Origin of the sequence: Salinispora vitiensis (assembly GCF_000378825.1) — a bacterium.
GTDB classification, from domain to species: domain Bacteria; phylum Actinomycetota; class Actinomycetes; order Mycobacteriales; family Micromonosporaceae; genus Micromonospora; species Micromonospora vitiensis.
The window spans coordinates 3,249,296-3,271,930 of sequence record NZ_KB900388.1 but is presented as its reverse complement, the minus strand read 5'-3'; the positions used below and the strand labels follow the sequence as shown (position 1 = coordinate 3,271,930).

The 22,635-nt window shown below is 68.3% G+C and carries 21 protein-coding genes; 10 read left to right on the top strand and 11 right to left on the bottom strand.

Going from position 1 to position 22,635, the window contains the following annotated elements; translation table 11 throughout:
- Window positions 1-76 precede the first annotated feature (76 nt).
- The 5 genes from SALPAC2_RS0115345 to SALPAC2_RS0115325 all read right to left on the bottom strand — a co-directional run bounded on the left by SALPAC2_RS0115345 (window position 77) and on the right by SALPAC2_RS0115325 (window position 6,681).
- Complete coding sequence (locus SALPAC2_RS0115345) at window positions 77-784, bottom strand: copper homeostasis protein CutC (protein WP_018217527.1); 708 nt, start codon at window positions 782-784, stop codon at window positions 77-79.
- Entirely contained in the window at window positions 781-2,934 is a 2,154-nt protein-coding gene (locus SALPAC2_RS0115340; RefSeq protein ID WP_018217526.1) for an ABC transporter ATP-binding protein, read from the bottom strand. The genes SALPAC2_RS0115345 and SALPAC2_RS0115340 overlap by 4 nt, the downstream gene beginning before the upstream one ends.
- A gap of 12 nt (window positions 2,935-2,946) precedes the next feature.
- Window positions 2,947-3,849: an ABC transporter permease gene (locus SALPAC2_RS0115335; protein WP_018217525.1), complete on the bottom strand. Its 903-nt coding sequence runs from the start codon at window positions 3,847-3,849 to the stop codon at window positions 2,947-2,949.
- Window positions 3,846-4,805, bottom strand: a complete 960-nt coding sequence (locus SALPAC2_RS0115330) for an ABC transporter permease (protein WP_018217524.1) — start codon at window positions 4,803-4,805, stop codon at window positions 3,846-3,848. Before SALPAC2_RS0115330 ends, SALPAC2_RS0115335 begins: the two co-directional genes overlap by 4 nt.
- A 73-nt stretch (window positions 4,806-4,878) precedes the next feature.
- Window positions 4,879-6,681: a peptide ABC transporter substrate-binding protein gene (locus SALPAC2_RS0115325; RefSeq protein ID WP_018217523.1), complete on the bottom strand. Its 1,803-nt coding sequence runs from the start codon at window positions 6,679-6,681 to the stop codon at window positions 4,879-4,881.
- A gap of 296 nt (window positions 6,682-6,977) precedes the next feature.
- On the opposite strand from SALPAC2_RS0115325, the gene SALPAC2_RS0115320 reads away from it, so the two are divergent.
- Genes SALPAC2_RS0115320 through SALPAC2_RS0115310 form a run of 3 tightly spaced genes read left to right on the top strand, consistent with a single transcriptional unit; the run spans window position 6,978 to window position 10,592 of the window.
- Window positions 6,978-8,123, top strand: coding sequence for an ROK family protein (locus tag SALPAC2_RS0115320; RefSeq protein WP_018217522.1), 1,146 nt, complete (start codon window positions 6,978-6,980; stop codon window positions 8,121-8,123).
- A 13-nt stretch (window positions 8,124-8,136) separates the two neighbouring features.
- The gene (locus SALPAC2_RS0115315) at window positions 8,137-9,606 is read left to right on the top strand and encodes a M81 family metallopeptidase (protein WP_018217521.1); all 1,470 of its coding nucleotides are present in this window, start codon (window positions 8,137-8,139) and stop codon (window positions 9,604-9,606) included.
- Complete coding sequence (locus SALPAC2_RS0115310; protein ID WP_026184761.1) at window positions 9,603-10,592, top strand: ROK family protein; 990 nt, start codon at window positions 9,603-9,605, stop codon at window positions 10,590-10,592. The genes SALPAC2_RS0115315 and SALPAC2_RS0115310 overlap by 4 nt, the downstream gene beginning before the upstream one ends.
- Before the next feature lie 84 nt (window positions 10,593-10,676).
- Here the strand turns inward: SALPAC2_RS0115310 and SALPAC2_RS0115305 are convergent, their stop codons facing one another.
- Both SALPAC2_RS0115305 and SALPAC2_RS0115300 read right to left on the bottom strand, forming a co-directional pair.
- Complete coding sequence (locus SALPAC2_RS0115305; protein WP_026184760.1) at window positions 10,677-11,423, bottom strand: hypothetical protein; 747 nt, start codon at window positions 11,421-11,423, stop codon at window positions 10,677-10,679.
- The gene (locus SALPAC2_RS0115300) at window positions 11,420-11,947 is read right to left on the bottom strand and encodes a SigE family RNA polymerase sigma factor (RefSeq protein ID WP_018217518.1); all 528 of its coding nucleotides are present in this window, start codon (window positions 11,945-11,947) and stop codon (window positions 11,420-11,422) included. Before SALPAC2_RS0115300 ends, SALPAC2_RS0115305 begins: the two co-directional genes overlap by 4 nt.
- A 662-nt stretch (window positions 11,948-12,609) precedes the next feature.
- On the opposite strand from SALPAC2_RS0115300, the gene SALPAC2_RS0115295 reads away from it, so the two are divergent.
- The 5 genes from SALPAC2_RS0115295 to SALPAC2_RS0115280 all read left to right on the top strand — a co-directional run bounded on the left by SALPAC2_RS0115295 (window position 12,610) and on the right by SALPAC2_RS0115280 (window position 15,649).
- On the top strand, window positions 12,610-13,134 hold the full coding sequence (locus tag SALPAC2_RS0115295) for a YbaB/EbfC family nucleoid-associated protein (RefSeq protein WP_018217517.1): 525 nt from the start codon (window positions 12,610-12,612) through the stop codon (window positions 13,132-13,134).
- A gap of 14 nt (window positions 13,135-13,148) precedes the next feature.
- Window positions 13,149-13,466 (top strand): hypothetical protein, encoded by a 318-nt coding sequence (locus SALPAC2_RS0115290; RefSeq protein ID WP_018217516.1) that lies wholly within the window; start codon window positions 13,149-13,151, stop codon window positions 13,464-13,466.
- Between the two features lie 52 nt (window positions 13,467-13,518).
- On the top strand, window positions 13,519-14,190 hold the full coding sequence (locus SALPAC2_RS27335; RefSeq protein ID WP_162561349.1) for a hypothetical protein: 672 nt from the start codon (window positions 13,519-13,521) through the stop codon (window positions 14,188-14,190).
- Between the two features lie 3 nt (window positions 14,191-14,193).
- The gene (locus SALPAC2_RS24895) at window positions 14,194-14,673 is read left to right on the top strand and encodes a hypothetical protein (RefSeq protein ID WP_027657302.1); all 480 of its coding nucleotides are present in this window, start codon (window positions 14,194-14,196) and stop codon (window positions 14,671-14,673) included.
- Window positions 14,674-15,163: 490 nt separating this feature from the next.
- The gene (locus SALPAC2_RS0115280; RefSeq protein ID WP_018217514.1) at window positions 15,164-15,649 is read left to right on the top strand and encodes a helix-turn-helix domain-containing protein; all 486 of its coding nucleotides are present in this window, start codon (window positions 15,164-15,166) and stop codon (window positions 15,647-15,649) included.
- A 58-nt stretch (window positions 15,650-15,707) separates the two neighbouring features.
- Here the strand turns inward: SALPAC2_RS0115280 and SALPAC2_RS0115275 are convergent, their stop codons facing one another.
- Both SALPAC2_RS0115275 and SALPAC2_RS0115270 read right to left on the bottom strand, forming a co-directional pair.
- Complete coding sequence (locus SALPAC2_RS0115275) at window positions 15,708-16,928, bottom strand: MAB_1171c family putative transporter (RefSeq protein WP_026184759.1); 1,221 nt, start codon at window positions 16,926-16,928, stop codon at window positions 15,708-15,710.
- Window positions 16,925-17,404, bottom strand: coding sequence for a hypothetical protein (locus SALPAC2_RS0115270; RefSeq protein ID WP_018217512.1), 480 nt, complete (start codon window positions 17,402-17,404; stop codon window positions 16,925-16,927). Before SALPAC2_RS0115270 ends, SALPAC2_RS0115275 begins: the two co-directional genes overlap by 4 nt.
- A 246-nt stretch (window positions 17,405-17,650) precedes the next feature.
- On the opposite strand from SALPAC2_RS0115270, the gene SALPAC2_RS0115265 reads away from it, so the two are divergent.
- Complete coding sequence (locus tag SALPAC2_RS0115265) at window positions 17,651-18,073, top strand: nucleotidyltransferase domain-containing protein (RefSeq protein WP_018217511.1); 423 nt, start codon at window positions 17,651-17,653, stop codon at window positions 18,071-18,073.
- A 127-nt stretch (window positions 18,074-18,200) separates the two neighbouring features.
- Window positions 18,201-19,319 (top strand): S1 family peptidase, encoded by a 1,119-nt coding sequence (locus tag SALPAC2_RS0115260; RefSeq protein ID WP_018217510.1) that lies wholly within the window; start codon window positions 18,201-18,203, stop codon window positions 19,317-19,319.
- A 93-nt stretch (window positions 19,320-19,412) separates the two neighbouring features.
- Here the strand turns inward: SALPAC2_RS0115260 and SALPAC2_RS0115255 are convergent, their stop codons facing one another.
- Window positions 19,413-20,576, bottom strand: a complete 1,164-nt coding sequence (locus tag SALPAC2_RS0115255) for an acyl-CoA dehydrogenase family protein (protein ID WP_018217509.1) — start codon at window positions 20,574-20,576, stop codon at window positions 19,413-19,415.
- Window positions 20,573-22,582: an acetyl/propionyl/methylcrotonyl-CoA carboxylase subunit alpha gene (locus tag SALPAC2_RS0115250; RefSeq protein ID WP_018217508.1), complete on the bottom strand. Its 2,010-nt coding sequence runs from the start codon at window positions 22,580-22,582 to the stop codon at window positions 20,573-20,575. The genes SALPAC2_RS0115255 and SALPAC2_RS0115250 overlap by 4 nt, the downstream gene beginning before the upstream one ends.
- Window positions 22,583-22,635 lie beyond the last annotated feature (53 nt).

Sequence of the window (22,635 nt, the reverse complement as noted above, 5' to 3'; positions counted from 1 at the left end):
CCTTCGGGAATCCGAAACGTCGGAAGGCACCCGAGCTGCGCCTCCAATCAGCGACAGCTATGAGCTGGACCGGCGATCAGCGCGTCCGTTCACCGCGTACGGCGCTGAGGAGGCGGCTTACCTCATCGCCGTCGGTCGCCTCGCGCCCGTCGCGCCGGACGGGCGCGCGTAGGTGCACCTCCCGTACCCCGGTTTCGGCGAGCACCTGCCGGACGTTGTGCGAGCGGATACCGCCGGCGGCGATCACCCGAAGCCGATCGCCGGCCCGCTGCCGCAGCGCGGCGATCCGGGCGGCACCGGTCAGCGCGGTGCTCGCCGCGCCCGAGGTGAGCACCGCATCCGCCCCGAGGTCGATGACCTCGTCGATCGCCGCGAGCTGGTCGTCGACCTCGTCGAATGCCTTGTGTACGGTCACCGGCAACGGCCCCGCCGCCTCGATCAGGTCCCGCAGCACGGCCAGGTCGAGGCCGCCGTCGGGGGTGAGCGCGCCGACCACCACGCCGACCGTGAGACCGTTTGGGTTGGGCAGGGCGCGGAGGGCCGCGATGTCGGCGAGCATGACCTGCTGTTCGAGCTCGCTCACCCGGAAGTCACCGCCGCGGGGCCTGATCATGACGCGCAAATCGGCCGCACGCAGCGTACGCAAGGCGACCTCAACCGTCCCCAGGCTCGGCGTGGTGCCGCCCTGGCCGAGGTCGGCACAGAGCTCCAGCCGGTCGGCCCCGGCCGCCTCAGCCACCAGTGCGGTCGGCACATCACTGACGCAGATTTCCACCGTGGTCATCCGACGGCCTGGACCTGGGTGGGCGTGCCGGTCGGCTCCGGGCGTAGCGGCAGGTGGCAGGCCACCTGGTGCCGGCCGCCGGCCAGCGGGGGCTCCGTTGTGCAGATGTCCGCCGCGCGGGGGCAGCGCGTACGGAATCGGCACCCGGTGGGTGGGTCGAGGGCGCTGGGAAGCTCGCCCCGGATGGTCGTGCCGTCGCGAGTGGCTGCCCGATCCGGCGCGATGGACGGGACCGCGTCGACAAGTGCCTGCGTGTACGGGTGCCGGGCCGCCCGCACCACTTCCCGGGCTGGCCCGATCTCGACGAGCTTGCCGAGGTACATCACACCGATCCGGTCTGCCATGTAGTCGACCACGGACAGATCATGGCTGATGAAGATGTACGCCAGACCGAGTTCGCGCTGCAGGTCCCGCATCAGGTTGAGCACCTGCGCCTGGATCGACACGTCCAGCGCGCTCACCGGCTCGTCGCCGACGATCAGCCGGGGGTGCAACGCCAGCGACCGGGCCAGTCCGATCCGCTGGAGCTGACCGCCGGAGAACTCGTGGGGGTAGCGTTCCAGCGCGCGTCGGGACAACCCCACCTGGTCGAGGAGAGTGGCGATCCGGGCCTGCCGCGCCGCACTGTCACCCACCTTTTGGATCTCGAGTGGTTCGGCGAGGATGGCGTCAACCCGCATCCGGGGGTTCATCGCGGCGTAGCTGTCCTGGAACATGAGTTGGACCTGCCGGTGCATCCGGCGTCGTTCCCGGCCGGTGAGGTCGGTGAGATCCGTACCGTCCAACACGATCTGTCCGGCGGAGGGTCGTTCCAGGCCGACGGAGAGCCGTCCCACGGTGGACTTGCCGCAGCCGGATTCACCGACGAGCCCGAAGGTCTCCCCGGGCCTGACCTCGAAGGAGACGTCGGCCACCGCACTGACCTGCCCGGCTGCCCGGCGCAGCAGCCCACGGCCGCGCACCGGGTAGTTCTTGACCAGGTTCCGCACCGACAGGACCGGCAGCTCCGCGACGTCGGCCGGCGCCGCGGTGACCGGCTCTGTCGTCGGTTCGACCTGCGCCGGCTTCGCCGCCGGTTCGACCTGTGTCGGGGCCGGCCCCGTGGCTGCCCCGGCGGGCGTGGGTACCGGGTGCAGACACGCGTGCTGATGGGTGCCCGGGATCAGGGACGGGTCGGTGGTCCGGCATTCGTCGCTGACATACGCACACCGGGCCGCGAACCGGCATCCGGTCAGGGGGCCGGACAGGTCCGGTGGCAATCCCGGGATGCTGATCAGGCGGTCGTGTCCGCCGCTGTCCCGGAGGGCCGACTCGGGTAGCGCCCGCATCAGGGCCTCGGTGTAGCGGTGCCGGGGTGCGTGGAACAGCTGCTCGGTAGCCGCGGTCTCCACGATCCGGCCGGCGTACATGACGGCTACCCGGTCCGCCCGGCCGGCGATCACCCCGAGGTCGTGGGTGACCAGGATGACGGCCATCCCGAACTCTTCCCGGAGGTCGTCGATGAGTTCGAGGATCTGCCGCTGGGTGGTGACGTCGAGTGCGGTGGTCGGTTCGTCGGCGATCAGCAGGCTTGGTGAGCAGACCAGAGCCATGGCGATGGCGACCCGTTGCCGCATACCGCCGGACAGCTCGTGTGGATAGTTGTCGACGATCCGTTCCGGCCGCGGCATCCCGACCCGGCGCAGGATCTCGATGGCCCGGTCCCTGGCCTCCGCCCGGCCGACCCGTTTGTGTACGCGCAGCGGTTCGGCCACCTGGGCGCCGACGCGAATGGTGGGGTTGAGCGAGGTGAGCGGATCCTGGAAGACCATGCCCATCCGGACACCTCGGATCCGGCGCACCTCATCGGTTGGCAACGAGCGTAGATCCCGTCCCTCGAACAGAATCTGCCCACCGGCGACGCGACCGCCGGGCGGAAGCAGGCCCATGATCGACAGTGCGGTCATCGTCTTGCCGCTGCCGGACTCGCCCACAACGCCGAGGGTCTGCCCCGGTGCGACGTCGAGACTGATCGCGTCGAGGGCGTGTACCGTGCCCCGGCGCAGCGCGATGTCGGTGTCGAGGTCACGTAGCTCCAGCAGGGGCCGGCCGGCTGCCGCTTGCCCGGCCGGCGCGGAGTGCCGGGCGGTTGGACCGATCGATTCGCTCATTCTCTGCTCCTGCTAGCGTCGCCGGAGGCGAACCTCGAAGGCGTCCCTGAGTCCGTCACCGATGAAGTTGAAGGCGAGGACGATGAGGATGATGGCGATCCCGGGCGGGTATAAAAGCCACCAGTGGCCGCTGTAGGTGTCCGCGAGACCATCGGAGAGCATGCCGCCCCAGTTCGCCGCCGGCGGGGGGATGCCGAGGCCGAGGAAGGACAGGTAGGCGACGTAGAGGATGGCGTCGGCGACCTGGAAGGTGGCGTTGACGATAACCGTGCCGATGGCGTTGGGGATGATGTGTCGGCGGACCGCACGGCCGCCCGTGCCGCCCATCCCGCGCATCGCCTGGACGTACTCGCGGGAGCGCAGCGTCAGTGCCTCGCCCCGCACGAGCCGGGCCGGGCCCAGCCAGGCGAAGGCGCCGATGATGAGGATGAGCATCGGCGCGCTCGGCGTGACGATGGCGGCGAGCAGCATGAACAGGAACAACGAGGGGATCGACATCATCGCGTCGACAAGGCGCATCACCGCGGCGTCCACCCAACCGCCGAAGAAGCCGGCGATGGCACCGAGGAGCGTGCCGACGATGGTGGCGAGGACCCCGGCGGCCAGTCCGACGATGATGGAGGTCTGCCCGCCGAGCATCAGCCGCCCCAGCTGGTCGTAGCCGACCCCGTCGGTGCCGAGCAGATGTCCCTGCTCGCCCGGGGCCCGGTATACGGCGGTGAGGTCCGTGTGTACTTGGTCGGTCTGGTAGACCAGCGGTCCGAGGAAGCAAACCGCGGCCAGCAGGACGAACAGGCCCAGTCCCACCAGGGCAAGCCGGTTCTCGCAGAAGACGATGAGCCCCTGCCGCCAGAGGCCACGCGGTGGTGTGTCGTTTGGCTCGGCCGGGCCGACCGCTTCGGACAGCGTGCTCATGTGGCGCTCCCACGGAGTCGGACTCGGGGGTCAACGGCGGCGTAGAGCAGGTCGGCGACCAGCGCGCCGACGACGGTGGCGATCGAGATGATGACGGTGACCCCGAGCAGGATCGGGAAGTCGCGCTTCAGCGCCGCCTGCCAGAACAACTGGCCCATCCCGGGGAAGTTGAACAGCGACTCGACGACCAGCGCCCCGCTGAACAGCGCGGGCAGGTACATCCCGAGCAGCGTGATGACCGGGAACAGCCCGTTGCGCAGGGTGTGCCGCAGCACCACCCGTCGCTCGGAGAGCCCTTTGCTGCGGGCGGTGCGTACGTAGTTCTCGTTCAGGTTGTCGATCATCGAGGAGCGTACGTACCGCGCGTAGACCGCGATGGTGACGATGGCGAGGGTGGCCGTGGGCAGGACCAGCCCGGCCGGATCGGCGAGCAACTCGGCAACCGTGAACCCCTGCGGCGCCTCCGGGGGCAGGATCGGCCAGACCTGCGAGAAGACGATGATCATCATGAGGCCGAGAAAGAAGATGGGCGTGGCGTACGCCAGCAGCGACAGTGCGGTGATGGCGTAGTCGGGCCAGCGGTTGCGGCGGATCGCCTGGAGCACGCCGAGCGGGATCGCCAACACGACGGCGACCAGGGTTGACAGCAGCGACAGCAGCATCGTCTTGGGGAGCCGCTGTTCGATCGCCTCGAGGACAGACTGGTTGAGCTGGTAGGAGTAGCCGAGGTCGCCCTGCAGCAGGCGTTGCACGTACATGCCGTACTGCTGGATCAACGGCCGGTCGTAGCCCATCTCGTGGTTGAACGCCGCCAGCTGCGCCAGTGTTGCCTCCTTGCCGAGGGTGGCCCGTGCGGCGCCCCCGGGCAGCAGGTGCAAGATGACGAACGCGATCACCGTGACGAGCACGATGACGATGAGCGCCTGTCCCAGACGTGCGATGAGGTACCGGGCCACTGTGCGGCTTCCTCTCCCTGGTCGGGGCCCCGACGACGCGCGGCGCGTCGCCGGGACCGGGACGATCAGCGGGCTACTTCCAGGACCAGTCCTGGAAGTACATGAGGTTCATCGGGTCCTGCGGCTCGACGCCCTGCAGACCGGAGCGGTACGCCGAGACCTGGTACACCGGGTTCGGCATCCACAGCACGGGCAGGTCCTTGGCCAGGAAGTCGTTGTACGCCATGAGCGCGCTCTCGTCGCCGGCGAACTGGGTGGCCTCGATGAGCTTGTCCGCCTCCGGGTTGCTGTAGCTGCCCAGGTTCACCGGGGCGTCGGTGGCGAAGAGCCGCTCGCCGCTGGCGAAGGCCGGGTAGTACCAGCTGCCCTGCGAGCCGAAGAAGGACATGTCCCAGGAGCAGCTCGCCTCGGTCGGCTCACAGGCTGGCGTTACCGCGACCGAGTCGGGCACCTCCTTGATGGTCAGCTGGATACCGAGCTTGGCCATCTGTGACTTGATCTCGGCGAACATCTTGGTCGTGGCGGCGAACCCGGTCTGGCTGGTCACCGTGAACTCGAGCGGGGTGCCGGCGGCGATTCCCTCGCCGCACTGGTTCGGGCCGGTGCCCGGCGACTGGCAGGTGGTCTGCCCGTCCGGGGTTACCTTCCAGCCGTGGCTCTCCAGCAGTTCCTTGGCCTTGGCCGGGTCGAAGGAGTACACGCACCGGGCGGTGTCGGTGTTGGTGCCGGGTTTGGCCGGCACCGGGCCGCAGGTCGGCGCGGCGGTGTCCGACCAGATGACCTCGCTGATCGTCGGCTGGTCGATGAGCATCTGCAGCGACTGCCGAAGGTAGGGCTGCTGGAACAGCACGCCGGACTTCGGGTTGTTGTAGTTGAGCTGGAGGTAGGTGATCGACCAGCCGTACCACGGTGAGACCGTGTATCCCTTGGACTCGAGGTAGCTCGTCTGGGACATGTTGGCCGCCGGCACGTACCCGTAGTCGATGTCGCCGGCGCGGAGCACGTTGAATTCGGCGTCATCGCTGGTGAACGGCCGCAACACGACCGTGGACAGCTTCGGCTTGTCCGTACCGGAGTAGTTGGGTTGGGCGGCGAGGGTGACCTCACCGTTGGGTACGTACTTCTCCAGCTTCCACGCGCCGCTGGTGACCTGCCACAGCTCGTTGGAGTCGTACGTCTTGGGGTCCTTCGCGGCGGCGGTGAGGAAGTCGAAGACCTTCTTGGCGCCCTCCGGGCTGCTGGCGAGGTCACTCACGTCGGCGGTCGCGGAGTCCTTGTTCCAGGCGTGCTGGGGCAGGGGCGTGATGCGGTTGAGCTGGTTGTCGATGAACCACGCGGTGTTGTAGACCTTTGTGGTGGTGATCGAGAAGGTCTTCTCGTCCTTGATCGACCACGTGTCGATGTTGTCGGGGAAGCCGCCGGCCCGGTAGGACGCCCACTTGTCCTTGTTCGCCGTGACCAGGTCGTACCAGAACTGGATGTCGCTGGTGGTGATGGGCGTGCCATCGGACCAGGAGTTGTCCTTCAACGTGATCGTCAGCGTCCGGCCGTCGTCGCTCACCTGCGGCGGCTCGGCCAGCGAGCGCTGTGGGTCGATGTTGTACTGCGCGGTGCCGTCTAGCCGGTACTGGTAGAGGGGGCGATAGAGCGCCTGGCCGAAGATGGCGTTCTCCCCCTGGGTGAAGCCGGGCGCTGAGATCGGCAGGATCCAGTTGGGGGTACGGAAGGCGACTGTCACGGTGTCCTTGCCCTGACTACCGCCGCCCTTGGACGATCCACTGTTGTCACCGCAGCCGACCAGACCTGCCCCGAGGGCGATCGTGGCGGCTGCCGCCACCGCGCCACGCAGGGCGCGGCCGGGAAATCTGCTCGTCATGAGTCTCCTCGTGTGATGTGCGCGTGCCCCTACGTCACCGGGTGCCGGCGCCTTGGGCCGGGTACCCCCGCCGGGCGCTGCCGCGGCGATCAACGCGAAGAATCTATCCAGGTGGAAGTGGTGCGTCAACGAAAATTACCCACTTCATTCACTAAGTTTGGTCGGTGTACGATCGAAGTCACCGAAGCATTGACCGTTACTCCTCGCCTGGGCGGCCGGAGTCCACCCCCCGACTTTGAGCTGCGACACGACTGGGGCGGGCCTTCGAGAACCACCCGACCAAGGGAGAGGCAAGTTTGGAGCCACCAATCTCCGCCACGCTGCGCGATCAGACCCTCGACCTGCTCTCCAGCGGTGCGGCCACGTCCCGCGCCGACCTCGTCGAGGCCCTGCAGGTCGCGCCGTCAACCGTCACCGCCGTGGTACGCCGACTGCTGGAGGAGGGTGTCCTCGCCGAGGAGGGCATGGGCCGCTCCACCGGTGGTCGACCCCCCCGGATCCTGCGCCTGCGAGAGACCAAAGGAGTCCTGGCCGTCGCGGAACTCGGCGGCAGGCACGCCCGGGTGGGCCTGTGCACGCCCGGCGGCGAACTGCGCACCACCGAGGAGGTGGCGATCGACATCGCCGTCGGGCCCGAGGAGGTATTCGCCGTGGTGGGAGCCACCTTCACCCGCCTCTTGGCGGCGACCGCTCCCGGTCAGGCGCTGCTCGGGGTCGGCGTCGCCCTCCCCGGCCCGGTGGGGTTCCCGGGAGGGCGGTTGGTCGGCCCGGCCCGGATGCCCGGCTGGAGCGGCGTCGACGCCGGCGCCCACCTCACCGACCGCTTCCAGGTGCCGGTGATCGTCGAGAACGACGCCAAGGCGGCGGCGATGGGTGAGTACGTCACCCGGCGTCGGGAAACCGGCGACATGATCTACGTCAAGGCCGGCACCGGCATTGGTGCCTGTCTGGTCAGCGGCGGACAGATCCACCGTGGCGGGCGCGGACTCAGCGGCGACGTCACCCACGTACGGGTAGCCGACAGCGGCGAGCGGCATTGCTCCTGCGGCAGCCAGGGCTGCCTGGAGACCGTCGCCAGCGGTGCCGCTCTGGCCCGTCAGCTGGCCGAGCAGGGCTCACCGGCGACCACCGTCCCCGACATCATCACGGCGGTCCGCGACGCCGACCCAACCGTCGTGACCATGGTGCGCCACGCCGGTGGACTGTTGGGCGTGGCGCTCTCCGGTCTGGTCAACTTCCTCAACCCCGACGCCATCGTCATCGGCGGCGTGCTGTCCAGCCTCGACGTCTACGTGGCGGCGACCCGCGGAATGCTCTACGAACGCTGCCTACCGTCCATGACCCAGTCCCTGACCATCGAGGCCAGCGTCGCCGGCTCGGATGCGGCCCTCATCGGCCTCGGGCACCTGCTGCGCACGACCGCCGACGTACGACCCAGCTGAGGAGCCAACACCCGTGCCTCGTCCCCTTCGTGTCGCCATCGGCGGCATCCACATCGAGTCCAGCACATTCTCCCCGCACCTGAGCACCGCCGACGACTTCGAGGTGACCCGGGAGGCGGCGCTGCTGTCGCGGTACGGCTGGCTCTCGCCGCCGCAGCAGTGGGCCGCCGACGTCGAGTGGATCCCACTCGTGCACGCCCGGGCCCTGCCCGGCGGCGTGGTGGACGCCGCGGCGTACGAGGAATGGGCAGCGGAGATCATGGAGAAGCTCGCCGCGGCCGGGCCCGTGGACGGCCTGCTGCTGGACATCCACGGTGCGATGAGCGTGGTTGGCCGTACCGACGCGGAGGGCGACCTGGTCACCGCCATCCGGTCGGTGATCGGGCCCGAGCCGTACCTGTCGGCGGCGATGGACCTGCACGGCAACGTCTCACCGGTGCTCTTCGACGCCTGTGACCTGCTCACCTGCTACCGCACCGCCCCGCACGTCGACGTGTGGGAGACCCGGGAGCGGGCCGCCCGCAACCTCGTCGCGGCACTGCGCCGCCAGCAGCGTCCACACAAGGCACTGGTCCACGTGCCGGTCCTGCTACCCGGTGAGATGACCAGCACCCGGGAGGAGCCGGCCCGGGGGCTCTACGCGCGGATCCCCGAGATCGAGGCCCGGGACGGCGTGATCGACGCGGCGATCTGGGTCGGTTTCGCCTGGGCCGACCAGGCACGCTGTCAGGGCGCGGTCGTCGTCACCGGTACCGACGCCACCGCCGCCGCCGAGGCAGCCCGTGAACTGGGCGGGCACTTCTGGGCGGCCCGGGACGAGTTCACCTTCGTCGCCCCCACCGGCTCGATGGATGAATGTCTCGACACCGCCCTAGCCGCCGTCGCCGATCAGGCGAAGCGGCCGTTTTTCATCAGCGACTCCGGGGACAACCCGGGTGCCGGCGGCGCCGACGATGTCACGTTCGCGCTCGACCGGATGCTGGCCCGCCCCGAGATCCGCGACGGCTCGTGTCGTGCCGTCTTCGCCTCGCTGGTCGATCCGCAGGCGGTGGCGCTGGTCGCCGACCAACCGGTCGGCTCTCCGGTCCGGGTGGCAGTCGGCGGGCGGATCGACTCCCGGCCGCCGGGCCCGCTGGAACTCGACGGGATCCTGGAGGCGGTCGCCGACGACCCCGACGGCGGGCGGTGCATCAGCGTACGGGTCGGCGGGCTCAGCGTCTTCGTCACGTCCCGCCGGATGCAGTACCGGCTGTTGGCGTCGTACGCCCGGCTGGGGGTCCGGGTCGACGAGGTGGACCTGGTCGTGGTGAAGATCGGCTACCTGGAGCCGGAGCTCTTCTCCGCCGCCGGGGACTGGCTGCTCGCCCTGACCCCGGGCGGCGTCGACCAGGACCTCGCGCGGTTGCCGTACCGGAATGTGGTGCGGCCCATGTTTCCCCTGGACCGTGACTTCGGCGCGGACCTCGCCGTGGTGCTCGGGTGAGCGGCGTGACCCAGCCCGAGGGCCACTGCGTCCTCGCCGTCGATGTCGGCGGGACGACCATCAAGGCGGCCGTGGTCGGCGACGACGGCCGCTTCCTGAGCACACTGACCGCGCCGTCGCAGGCGGACGACGACCCCGTCCTGGCGATCCGGTCCCTGTGCCGGCGATTGCGCGAGCACGCGCTCTCCCTCGGCGGTGAACCCGCCGCGATCGGCGTGGTGACGCCCGGCCTCGTGGACGAGCGGGACGGAGTGGTGCGGTACGCGGCCAACCTCCGCCTCCGTGACGTGCCCCTGCGCGATCTGATCAGCGGCGACCTCGGACTGCCCGTGGCGATCGGGCACGACGCCCGGGCAGCCGGCGTCGCGGAGGCCACGGCGGGCGTGGCCGTCGGGTTGGACAACTTCCTGCTGCTGCCCCTGGGTACCGGCATCGCCGCGGCGGTGGTGGTGGACGGCGTCCCGCTGGCCGGCGCGACCCGTGCGTCCGGCGAGGTCGGCCACATGCCGGTCTACCCGGGCGGGGAGCCCTGCAGCTGCGGGCAGCGGGGATGCCTGGAGGTGTACGCCTCGGCCGGTGGGATGGCCCGCCGCTATGCCCGGCGCGTCGGCACCTCGGGGGCGGACAGCCAAGCCATTGCCGATGCGGTGGGCACCGACCCGGATGCCCGCGTCGTCTGGGACGACGCGACCCGGGCGTTGGGGATCGCCCTGGCCACCCTCACCCTGGCGCTCGACCCGGCGCGGGTCGTGTTGGGAGGTGGGCTGGCCGAGGCGGGCGCGTTCTTCCTCGACCCGGTGCGCGAGGCGATGCGCGACGCCCTCGCCTGGCGGACCCCGCCCCCGGTGCTGCGTTCCGCCTTCGGCACCCAGGCGGCACAGGTCGGCGCCGCCATCTTGGCGCGGCGGAAGGCCGGGCTGTCCGTTCCCGACGGCTGGGGCGCACCCGATCTCGTACGGCCTGCCGCCGGAGAACCGCCGCACTAGCCGGTCATGGTGCCGCCGATCTGGCGCTTCATCGGCTGGACCCGGTTGCCGCGCGAAGGGCGGCAGTGAGGCGGGGAACCTCGGCTAGTTGGTGATGACGCCGCCGGGTGGCAGCGGCAACTCGTACGCCGTCGTGTCCGGCAGCTCTACCCGAACCCGGATGCGCCAGGGCTCCGCCGTGTCGACCTCGACCACGGTGCCGTAGGGGTTGCCGGGCACGGCAGACGTTCGGCCTTCCACCGTGGTCACCGCTACCCGACGATCCGCTGGAACGGCTACGAAGACGTAGGTTCCACGGCCCGGAAGGTGCCGTACCACCAACATTCCCAAGCCCGTTGGTCGCTCGGCCCGGCAGACGGCGTCCTCAGCGACGCAGGTGAGATCGTAGGAGATGTAGTCCGACCTGCGGCTGAACATCCCCGACCCGGTCGCGACCCAGAGCTCGGCCGCCTTGCCACCAGCCGCCGCCTCCTCCGGTCGCGCGGACCGTTTCACCAAGACCAGGTCTTCATCCCCCGCCCGTCCGGCAGCCAGTACCTGTTGCGCGGTAACTACTGATCCGGTGTCCCGGCTGAGCCGCCGTGCGGTTTCGTTCAGGTCGGGTCCAGGCGCGGTGGCGTGACTCGTGGTGGGTGTCCGCTTGTCGAGATCCACTTTGGCCACTCCCAGCCAGCCAGCGGCTATCACCAATAGCAAGAGCCCCACCACCGCTCCTTGCCGTCGCCGTCGTCGTGCCCGACCGCCCCGGACAACCCGGGCCGCGAAGTCGCCGGGCATTTCGTGCACCTCGACAGCACGCTCCATTAGTGACCGCAGGTCAATGTGGTTCATGGCGTTGCCCCTCTATTGGTGCCGGCGGGCATGGACGCTGCTCCGGACAACAGGTCCCGCAGCCGGTCGAGGCCGCGCGACGACTGGCTCTTGACCGCGCCAACTGAGCAGCCGAGTGCCGCTGCTGTCTCCTTCTCGGACCAGCCCACCCAGTACCGCATGACCACGACCGCACGCATCCGGGGCGGGAGCGAACGAAGTGCCCGCAGCAGGAGGGCACGGTCGTCCGCGCGGGCCATCTCGTCCCCCGGCGCAGCTTTGTCGGGCACTTCCACAACGCGCCGACGGACCCAGGGCGACCGCCACCGGCTGATGACCCGGTTGGCGATGGCCCGCCGTACGTAGCGCTCGGGGTCACCGTTGCGCAACCGGCTCCACCGGGGATAGGTCTGCTCCAGGACCGTCTGTAGGAGATCTTCGGCGTCCGACGGGTCGCCACACATCAAGATGGCGAACCTGAGGAGACGCCGGCCACTGCCGTGTACGAAGTCCTCGAAGTCCGGAAAGCTCAACGGCGGCTCCATGTCCTGATAACGCCGCAGCTACGCCAAAGGTTGAGTCGCGCCTCGGCCCCGGTGGCATCTATGTCCACGGTCGGGTCTGATTCTTCACCGAACTCAACCACCAACTCCCGGCCTCAACCGCAGCCGCACCAGCAAACCCTTGTCGTCCATCACGGCTGGTCGGGCCTAAAGCTCCATCGCCGACTTCGCCAAGAGCCCAACTACCAAAAGCGTGCAAACCTGGCGAAGCTCCCAAAAACGGCCGAAAGTGCACGATGCCTAGAACGAAACTCCTCTGGGGATTGGGTCGTATGGGCAGTGTAGAGTCAAACCATTGATCAAAACTGAAATCAGCCCTGCCTGAGAGCTCTGACGCTCAATGGACGAAGGGTTGTGCGAGGCGCCGTGCTCTGCGATAGTCAGCAAACTAGTGCGGCCCGACAATTGGTACGGGGGAAAGAGTGGCAAGTTTTCGTCGGGAGCTTCATGAACAGCTCATTGATCAAAGCGAAGCTATCTCGCGCCGCGCCACGAGGGCTGCCAGCGCGGCCGTGGGGGCGCGTGGGATGGGCGGCGCTGATGCGGTAAGTGTCACTCTGGATGGTGCCGGCAAAGTGTGTGCGGTGCAGGTCACCGCCGATTGGCGACGACGGGTCGGAGACCCCCAGTCGTTGGGTGGGGCAGTGCTGGAGGCGGTGCAGGCCGCCGCCCTTGCGCGCTTGTCCGCCTGGGGTGAGGCCTTTAGCGACGATTCACCGGAAGATAGCCCGGCCGCTCCGCCCGGTGATGTTACCGACCAGCCGCAGGACTTCGCGGCGCCGCGCCAGACGACCAGCGAGGACGTACGGACAGGGCTGGTAGAGCTGCTGGGGATGGCCGAAGACCTAGAGCGCGGCATTGACGAGCTCAGCGAGCAGCTTCCGATCGTAGCCGCCGCGACGCACCGTGGTAGCAGTGCGGACGGGTGCGTCGCCGTGACAGTTACTGGCGGCGGCGAGGTGCGCGAAATCCACTATGACCGGGCATGGCTCGGGCGAGCCCACGAGGCGAGCATCGGCCGACATACCCAGTTGGCTTTCGCCGCTGCCTATGAGGCCGCTGCGCGTAGCGGTGTAGAGCAGTTCATCGCAAATAGCCGGCTCGGTGAGTTGCAACGAGCCATGCAGGACCCTCTGGGGTATGCCCGTCGGTCTGGTCGCTCGAGCTAGCGGGAGTGTCGCGAATGACGTTGAAGGTTGCTGAGGAAGCGCTGCGCGCCGATGCGGACATGTGGGACGAGGTTGCGCGCGTGACCGATAAGGCCCAAGAGGCCGCGCACGCACTGACCCTGACCGAGGGGGAGCTGTCCTGGGCGGGCAGCACCACGTCGCTGCAGGCCACCTACACCGAGATTCAGCAAAAGGTGGTGATGCTGCTGCGCGAGGCCACCAGAGTTTACCAGGATCTGAGCATCACTCTTGATCAGGTCGCGAACGATTACCAGGCGGACGACCAGGCTGCCGCGCAAGATTTCAAGGGAGTGTGGGACGCACGTGACTAGTCCAACGTTTCATCCTGTCGAGGCCGAACTACTCCGTAGTATCTGGTCCACCGTGGACCGGATCCACACGAAGACTAGAGAACTGCAGAATGCTGTTAACAAAACCTTAGAGAAGTTGCCGAGTTTTTTGGTAGATCTAGTTATTAGCAAGTGGAACGAGTTTACCAGAGCCATCAATGGATTCTGGGATCAATTGAACGAAGCCTTCGCCTATACGGGTTCGCCGTCAAAGCTGACAGAGACCGCTGATGCCTGGAACGGCCTGGTCGGTGGACCGGTCAGCGGGCAGGTGCTGACTGCCGACGCCGGCACATTGCAGGTAGACAACAAATGGGAGGGTGATGCTGCGGATGCGTACCGGGCTACTTTGCCGCAGCAGAAAGCTGCTCTAGACAAGGTCAAAACCGCGCTCACTGATGGCATTACCTCCGGCCTTTCCGACGTTGCTGGGGCGATCACGAGTTTTTGGCGGCAGTTACTCGTTACGCTTGGCATTCTGGCTGCCGGCATAGTGGGGGCGATCGTCAGCGCTGGTACAATTTTCGGCTTGCCGGCAGCGCCGGTCGTCGCGGGTTTAGCTGTAGTGGTGGCGGTCGGCTCAGTATGGCACGCTATGTCGACGCTTGAGGGGGCGTGCTCGTCTGCGGCTAACACGATGCAGCAGAGGCTTGCCGATAACTCGGCATTCCGGGGTGGGCACTGGCCATCCGCCGTCAGGTACTAGGCCATGTCGCTTAAGGAGAGCCGGGGCGCGCAGGCTGTGGTGATCACCGCCTTGCTGTTATTTTCTATACCAATGGCTGTCGTTATGTTCGATGGAAGTATGTCTTCTTTTGACATGGCTGCCAGCACTTCGACAGGATACGATCTCGATTCGGGAGTGACTTCAGGCCGGATGGCGGTGAGCCTCGCGGCCAATTCCGTGGTCTTTGCGTTTATTTTGGTGGGCTTGTTAACTCGACGTCGTCGCTTGGCCGTCGTGGCCAAAGTGCTGGCGTTGATCAGCCTGGGTGGGGCGCTGGTCGGGTCCGGCGCCATCTTCATATGGGGTATCTACGAGAGTGAGATGAGCGCTGCGAACGTTCTGTGGGGCGCCCCCCTAGTGTTGTTTTATTCGTATACGGGAGTATTGTTCGCCAATAGTGCGATTCGGTTGACTTCCCGGTCGAGTCCCGGGCTGGCTGTGGCGGGTGGCGTTGATTCTTGATCGGCTGGGCCTGGTTGTCGCGCGATGTAGGGCAGTGAGCGCGGCAGCCGGGCCAACCGAACCGAGCTCGGACGCGACCAGGTAGCCCTGGGGGTGGAAGGCGCCTTCCGTTCGGGCTGCTCTCTCTGTCAGCGCTCGGGCGCCCGGTGATGGCGGGTGGGCAGATGCTCAAAGCTGACACCGCAGCCGTGAGGCGCAAGCGCAGGCCCGAATTCCTGCCCCGCTCTCTGACTGGTGATAGGCCTCAATCGGTCCGCCGCCGGACGGGGGTGCCGACGAGGGAGGGCTCCCCGGCCCTGCGTTCCCTCGCCGACATCCCCGCGCCTCCCCCGTTGCGACTCATTTGAGTCAGCCGACCTGCGATCGGGCTGTCACACCAGTTGAAGGGCGGCTGTCCCCCACCTTAGACTGTCACCAGCACTGCTTGTCAACCACCATGAGAGCTTGTTTCTCGAAACTCTCACGACAGTCATAATCCCTGGGGGTTCTGATGACCGCGAACGAGCCGCCTCAGGGGCAGGACGACACCGGACTGGCTACCGACACGGAGTGGAACCTGGCCTCCAAGATCAATAGGCTGTTCGACGTTGTCAGGCGTCCCGATGGCAAGCCCTACACCAACGACGAGGTCGCAGCGGAGATCTGCCGCAAGGGCGGCGAGGGCCTGAAAATCTCCGGCTCCTACCTGTGGTATCTGCGCAACAACGAGCGGGACAACCCCACGAAGAAGCATCTCGAGGCGCTCGCCAGCTTCTTCGACGTCCCGCCGGCCTACTTCTTCGACGACGAGAAATCTCGGGCCATCGCCAGCGAGTTGGAGCTACTGCTCAAGATCAAAAACAGTGGTCTCGAACGCATCGCCACCCGGCTCAGCGGGCTCTCCCCCCGTGGCGTCGAAGCCATTACCCAGGTCATTGAGTCGGTCCGGATGGCAGAGGGATTAGAACCGAACCCGCCCCAGAGCCGCGACGACTAGCGACTCGACCACCGCACCGAGAGCACCCCGGCGAGTCGCCGGTACCCTCGTGCGGCCTTCAGCCCATGCCGAGGCTACGAGGTGGCCCGGCGGGACTGGGAGTGCGCGCCGGAGCCGAGCGCGCCAGGGGAAGGAATGCCCTGGCAACCAACTCGAGGTATCGAACATCCCTGGTCAGGCTGGCGTCGCCTGCGGATTTCTCGGGCGGATTTGACGATGGGCTGCCAGCTTTGTCGCTCTGCCAATGGGCCAGGGCGGTGACCAGGGTGACCGCATCGACGTACGCCTGCGCGTGGTCCCCGGTCAGGCCCCGCTGGCGCGCGTCGACCGCCGCCTCGGCGACCGCCTCCTGATCGGCGAGCGGCTCCAGGAGTAGCTGGGCGTCGCGAATCTCGATGACTCGGCGGTAGAGGCGAATGTCGACATTCCAGGGTCGGGAAACACCGACCGGGGAGAGCACGATTTCGGGAATCGCCGTGGATAGCTGGTGCCACAACGGCTCAAGTCGACGGTACGCCCGGTATTGGCGTTGCCACCGCCACGGCAGCAGCACGCGGGGCCCCCACACCGGCAGGGTGGTGCCACCCGCGACCAGCACTCCGCCGCTGGCCGCCAACGTCGTTGCGATGGCTGACTCGTCACCCGGCACGGTCCAGCCCGCCCACGGCGCGACGATCAGGCTCAGCTTGTAGATGGTGTGGAAGCCGAAGATCACGCCGCCGGCGGCGACCATCCGCAGCCCGGTCTTCAACGTCGAGGTGACGTGCCGGGAGTACCGGATCGACAGCTGGATGAGGTCCACGACGGCCACGGCCAGGAAGCTGGGGTACAGCAGTTGGTAGATCACGACCGGGGTGTGGGTCGCGTACCGCTTGACGAAATTGATCTCGTTCTCGGTGTCCGCCGTCAACAACAGCGTCGTCATGATCACTGCGATTCCGACCAGCACAATCAGCCGGGCTCGGACGCGGGGGCGGGCGCGCTCGGTCGGATGCACCAGGTGCAGCATCATGATCTGCATCGCCCCGGCCGCGGCCAACGTCAGGAGGTTGCCGAGCAGGCGCCCGATGTTGGGTACGGCTAGCAGTTCGCTGATGATGATCCGATGTGGTGGCGCCATGACCAGGAACGACAGGCCGAAGGCGAGCAGCCCCAGGCACAACGCCCTGATGCTTGGAGAATCCGGCTGTCGCCGTACGGCTCGGATCTTCCACAGCCCTGCCATGATCGAAGCCACCCCAGCAATGATCATGATGGCCCGTTGTGCCGCCATGATCACTCCTCGAACGTGGATCGCAGGCGGTCAAGCTCCGGGGCTAACCCAGGGGTCGTTGCCGAGCGTCGGCGTGGGCGGCCACCCGCTGCCTTTTTGGCGATGAGCGTGGCGATTAGTTCGGCCTCCTGTTCCTCGATGTCGGAGTAGGAGGTCCTGCCCAGGACCTTGCTTATCAATGCTGGGTTCAGGTTGGGCAGGAGGCGGACCAGGTCGTCGCCGACACTCGCAGTTCCCTTGTGGTTGCACAGCATATGCCCGACTTCATGCAAAATGATGTGTTCGCTATGTAATGGTGTGGCTCTCGAGTAGGCGATGACATCGTGGTCGGGGAATCCAAGCCACAATCCGCACATTCCCCTCGGAATATGGTCGAAGGGCCATAGTTCGATGCGACGCCCGCGCCACTGGGCGAACTGGTCGAGGAAGACGCTGAGGACGAACGGACGAGGGATCCCCACATCGCGCACCAGGCGCTGCACCTGCTCAGCGCAGTATTGTTCAAGGTCTCGGTTCGGCACGTGACGAAGCCCCCCAGATTCTGTCGTAAATCAATCTCGACTGGGTAGCGAGCAAACATTCAGCATGATGGCCGACGCAGCCAACCCATACAACGGTCCGGGACAGCGGTCCAGTGTAAACACGCTCCGGGCTGGCAGCGATACTGGCCTGACCGGTGGGCAGTGAATCATCGATGGGTTGGAGGGGGGGTATCTAGACTCCGTCCCGTGGTGACCCAGGCGCGTTCGCGGGAGGTTCGTTCGGTTCTCGACGTGGTGGTCGGGTGGGCGACCGGGTGCGCGGAGGTGCGCGGGGTGGTGGTGGTCGGCTCGTGGGCGCGCGGGGCTGCGCGGATGGACTCCGACGTCGACATCGTGGTTCTGACGGATCAGGCCCGTTATTCCGCGGCGGAAGTGTGGACCGGTCTGCTCGGTGGCGAGGTGGTCCGGTTGGCTGAGTGGGGCCCGCTCCGGGAGGTCCGCGTGCGACGCCCATCGGGGTTGGTGGTGGAGATCGGCGTCGCGCCGGTGAGTTGGGCAGACACCGGCCCGGTCGACCCGGGCACGCGCCGAGTCGTCGGTGACGGGCACCGCATCGTGCACGATCCGGCCGGTGTGTTGGCCCGGCTGTCGGTCGCGTGCGGGAGCTGAGCGGCGGCCGCGACGCCCGCCTCCCCGCTAGCTCTTCGGTCGACTGAGATCCCGGTTGATAAATATTCACGTATGCGCAAACATGGGGTGGCCTATCGCTCTTGCCCACTTTCGGGAGGTTTACTCAGTGAAACCCTCAAGCTCCTCGCGCAAGCGGGTTGCCGCCGCCGCCGCGGCCGGAACCCTGGCCGCCGGCGTGCTGCTGGGCGTACCCACTCAGGCCGCCCCCGCGCCCCCGTCTCCCGCCTCCGCACTCGCCGCGCCCCCGTCTCCGGAGGTCGCCGAGCGCCTGGTCGATCTCCTCGGGGACCGGGCCCCCGGCATGTACCTCGACGACGACGGCGAGTTCGTCGTCACGGTCACCGACGACGCGGCGGCCCAGCAGGTCAGTGCGCAGGGGGTGCAGGCGAAGCGGGTGAACCGGGATGCGAAACAGCTCCGTGGCATCCGGGCCACGCTGAAGGAGATGGGGATCCCGGGCACTTCCTGGTGGGTTGACCCGGTCGCCAACCAAGTCGCGCTCGGCTACGACACGACTGTCACCGACGAAGAGCTCGAGACGCTTCGGGGCGTGGCCGACGATGCCGATGGCGCGCTCCGCCTGGAGGCCATGAATGGTGACCTGAGCGCCCTGGCGCTGGGTGGGGAGGCGATATACAGCTCCGACTTCAGGTGCAGTCTAGGGTTCAACGTCACCAATTCTGACCGGTCTGCGTTCTTCTCCCTCACCGCCGGCCACTGCACCGACGGAAGCTTGGCCAGGTGGTACACGGACCTTCCGGACCCCTCCGATCCAGACAAGAATCTGCTGGGTTACGACCTCGACAGCAGCTTCCCCGGAGACGACTACGGCCTCATCTGGACCGGGAGCGAAGCGCAGGACTGGGGCATGGTCACTCTCGGCGACGGTAATGCTCGGCCCATCTACGACCACGGCGAAGCGTACGTGGGCCAGTCGGTTGAGCAGTACGGCAGCACCTCGGGGCTGCTCAGCGGCGAGGTGACCCAGGTGGACGCCACCGCCGTCTACCGGGGCGAAGACGGCGAGGACGACGTGGTGGAAGGCCTGATCGGCACGGACATCTGCAGCCAGAAGGGCGACAGCGGTGGCCCGCTCTTCGCCGGCAACACCGCACTCGGCATGACCTCCGGTGGCGTCATTCTGTGCCTGATCCCGACCGCCAGCTGGTCCTTCTACCAGCCGATCGGAGAGGTGCTGGACGAGTACGGCGTGGAGCTCTACTGACCGGTGGAGCGGGCCGCCAGATGTCCTGGCGGCCCGCTCCGCGCGTCGGCGACGGTCACGGGATGGACCCGGTCGCCGTAGCGTGGCCCTAGGTCAGTACGACTTCTCCTGGCCGAGGACGTGCTGGGCCACGAAGTTCAGGATCATCTCCCGGGTGACCGGGGCGATCCGCCCGGCCCGGGAAGCCCCGAGCAGCGTCGCCACCCCGTACTCGGTGGTCATGCCGGCCCCGCCGTGGGCCTGGATCGCCGTGTCCACGGCCAGCGCCGCCGCGTCCCCGGAGGCGTACTTGGCCATGTTGCCGGCGACCCCCGCCTCCAGGTCCCGCCCGGCGTCGTAGAGCACCGCCGCCTTCTGGACCATCAGCCGGGCCAACTCCACCTGCACCGCCGCGTGGGCCAGGGGATGCGACACCCCCTGGTGGGAGCCGATCGACCGCCCACCCCACACCTTCCGGGTCGCCGTGTACTCCGAGGCGCGTTCGAGCGCGTACCGGCCGGAGCCGACACTCATCGCGCCGATCGTGATCCGCTCCGGGTTCAGTCCAGCGAAGAGCGCCGGCAGGCCGGCGTCCAGGGACTCACCGACCAACGCCTCCGCCGGCACCCGTACGTCGTCGAGGAAGAGCAGGAACTGGTCCTCCGGGGAGAGGATCTCCATGTCCAGCTTGGAGTAGGTCAACCCCGCCGCGTCCGTCGGTACGAGGAACAGCGCCGGCTTCAGTTTGCCGGTCGTGGCGTCCTCGGACCGCGCCACCACCAGTACGTGCCCCGCCTGGTCGACGCCGGAGATGTAGCACTTGCGGCCGGAGATCAACCAGTCGTCGCCGTCCCGACGGGCCACCGTGCCGAGCCGGTGGAAGTTCGACCCGGCGTCCGGCTCGGTGATCGCGAAGGCGATCCGCTGGGAGCCGTCGGCGATGCCGGGAAGGTGGCGTTTGCGCTGCTCCTCGGTGCCGTGCCGCGTGATGATCGTCGCGACGATGGCGGGAGAGACCACCAGCAGCAGCAGCGGGCAACCGGAGGCGGCCAACTCCTCGCAGACGATGGCGAGTTCGGTGATGCCGCCGCCCCCGCCGCCGTACTCGGTCGGGATGTTCACGCCGAGGTAGCCCAACCCGCCGGCTTCGTTCCACAGTTCGGTGGTGCGTTCGCCGGCCTTGGCCTTCTCGACGAAGTACCGGTGGCCGTACTGCTTGCCCAGCGCCCGTACGGCGTCGCGGAGCTGCTCCTGCTCGGGGGTGGGGTCGAAGTTCATGACTGTGTCTCCTCGTCGGGGTTGACCACGGCCAGTACGGCGCCGGTCTCGACCTGGCCGCCGGTGGACACCGGTAGCTCGGCGACGACGCCGTCGGTGGGGGCGAGCACGGGGTGTTCCAGCTTCATTGCTTCCAGGGTCAGCAGCAGGTCACCGGCGGCGACCCGCTGGCCGAGCTCGACCTGCACCCGGGTCACCGTGCCGGGCAGCGGCGCGAGCAGCGACCCGGCCGCCAGCTCCGCGCCGGGGAGCGGGAAGCGGGGCAGCTCGGTGAGGCTCACCGCCCCGTCCGGGCCGTCCACGAAGACCTCCGCCCCCGCCCGGTGTACGCGGTAGGTCCGGCGTACCCCGGCGACCTCCAGCACCACCCGGTCCGGGTGCGCCTCGACCAGGGCGAGGGCCGGTGCCGCGTCCGCAGCGGCGTCGCCGGCGGGCGGACCGCCGTCCACCGTCCACTCGACGAGCGCGCCGCGGCGGTCCAGGCGGTAGCGCACCTCGATCTCGTCGCCGTCCGCGCTGGCGTAGCGGGTGACCTGCGCGAAGGCGGGCACGTTGCGCCAACCCGAGGGGAGCCCGGCCAGCACCGGGGCGGCGGCCCGGCGGTCGGCGGCCGAGGCGAGCGCCGCCGCCACCGCGACCACCGGCAGCTCACCGGCGGAGACCAGCGGCGCGAGCACCTCGGGGTGCCGGTCCAGGAAGCCGGTGTCGAGGTCGACGGCGGCGAACTCCGGGCTGCGCAGGATGCGGACCAGCTGATCGCGGTTGGTGGCGACCCCGTGCAGCTCGGCCCGGGCCAGCGCGCCGGCCAGCGCGCGGGCCGCCTCGCCCCGGGTGGGTGCCCAGGCCATCACCTTCGCGAGCATCGAGTCGTAGTGGACGCCCACCACCGAGCCGTCCGTGACGCCGGAGTCCAGCCGCAGGCCGGCCCCGGTCAACGGCCCGAACTCGGCCGACACCCCGGGGACCGCGAACCGGTGCAGGGTGCCCGTCGCCGGCCGGTACCCGTGGGCGGGTTCCTCGGCGCAGAGGCGTACCTCGATGGCGTGCCCGGTGGCCGGTGGGGTCGTGTCGATCGGCAGCGGGTTGCCCTCGGCGACGAGTAGTTGCAGGCGGACCAGGTCCAGGCCGGTGGTCAGCTCGGTCACCGGATGCTCCACCTGCAGGCGGGTGTTCATCTCCAGGAAGTAGATCTCCCCGTCCGAGGCGAGCAGGAATTCGACGGTGCCCGCACCGAGGTAGTCGACCGCCCGGCCGGCGGCCACCGCCGCCGCGTGGAGCCGCTGGCGTACCTCAGGCGCGAGTACGCCCGGCGCCTCCTCGACGATCTTCTGATGCCGGCGTTGGATCGAGCAGTCCCGCGCCCCCAGGGCCACCACCGTCCCGAACTGGTCGCCCAGGATCTGCACCTCGACGTGCCGGCCGCGTTCGACGTACCGCTCGATGAAGACGGTGCCGTCGCCGAAGGCGGAGGCCGCCTCGCGGCGGGCGCTGGCGATGGCGTCGGCGAGACCGTCGGCGGTGCGGACCACCCGCATGCCCCGCCCACCACCTCCGGCGGCCGCCTTCACCAGCACCGGGAAGCCGTTGACCTGGTCGGCGTCGGTCCAGCTGGGCAGCATGGGGACGCCGGCCTCGGCGAGCAGCGTCTTCGCCGCCAGCTTGTCCCCCATCGCGGCGATCGCCTTCGCCGGTGGCCCGACCCAGGCCAGCCCGGCGTCGGTGACCGCCGTGGCGAACTCGGCGTTCTCGGCGAGGAAGCCGTAGCCCGGATGGACGGCGTCGGCCCCGGCCCGCCGGGCCGCGGCCAGGACGAGGTCGATCCGCAGGTACGTCTCGGCGGGTGTGTTCCCGGGCAGCCGGACGGCGTGGTCGGCCTCGGCGACGAAGGGCGCCTCGGCGTCCGCGTCGGAGTGCACGGCGACCGTCTCGATCCCGAGTGCCCGGCAGGTGGTGAAGATCCGGCGGGCGATCTCGCCCCGGTTGGCGACCAGAAGTCTGCTGATCATCCGCGCTGCGTCTCCTTCGTTCGCGACTTGGGACCGGCCTGACTGTGCGGTGT

Coding starts and splice junctions, on each gene's coding strand:
- SALPAC2_RS0115345 (WP_018217527.1), bottom strand. CDS start 784: ATGACCACGGTGGAAATCTGCGTCAGTGATGTGCCGACCGCACTGGTG.
- SALPAC2_RS0115340 (WP_018217526.1), bottom strand. CDS start 2,934: ATGAGCGAATCGATCGGTCCAACCGCCCGGCACTCCGCGCCGGCCGGG.
- SALPAC2_RS0115335 (WP_018217525.1), bottom strand. CDS start 3,849: ATGAGCACGCTGTCCGAAGCGGTCGGCCCGGCCGAGCCAAACGACACA.
- SALPAC2_RS0115325 (WP_018217523.1), bottom strand. CDS start 6,681: ATGACGAGCAGATTTCCCGGCCGCGCCCTGCGTGGCGCGGTGGCGGCA.
- SALPAC2_RS0115305 (WP_026184760.1), bottom strand. CDS start 11,423: ATGAACCACATTGACCTGCGGTCACTAATGGAGCGTGCTGTCGAGGTG.
- SALPAC2_RS0115300 (WP_018217518.1), bottom strand. CDS start 11,947: ATGGAGCCGCCGTTGAGCTTTCCGGACTTCGAGGACTTCGTACACGGC.
- SALPAC2_RS0115290 (WP_018217516.1), top strand. CDS start 13,149: ATGACGTTGAAGGTTGCTGAGGAAGCGCTGCGCGCCGATGCGGACATG.
- SALPAC2_RS24895 (WP_027657302.1), top strand. CDS start 14,194: ATGTCGCTTAAGGAGAGCCGGGGCGCGCAGGCTGTGGTGATCACCGCC.
- SALPAC2_RS0115280 (WP_018217514.1), top strand. CDS start 15,164: ATGACCGCGAACGAGCCGCCTCAGGGGCAGGACGACACCGGACTGGCT.
- SALPAC2_RS0115255 (WP_018217509.1), bottom strand. CDS start 20,576: ATGAACTTCGACCCCACCCCCGAGCAGGAGCAGCTCCGCGACGCCGTA.
- SALPAC2_RS0115250 (WP_018217508.1), bottom strand. CDS start 22,582: ATGATCAGCAGACTTCTGGTCGCCAACCGGGGCGAGATCGCCCGCCGG.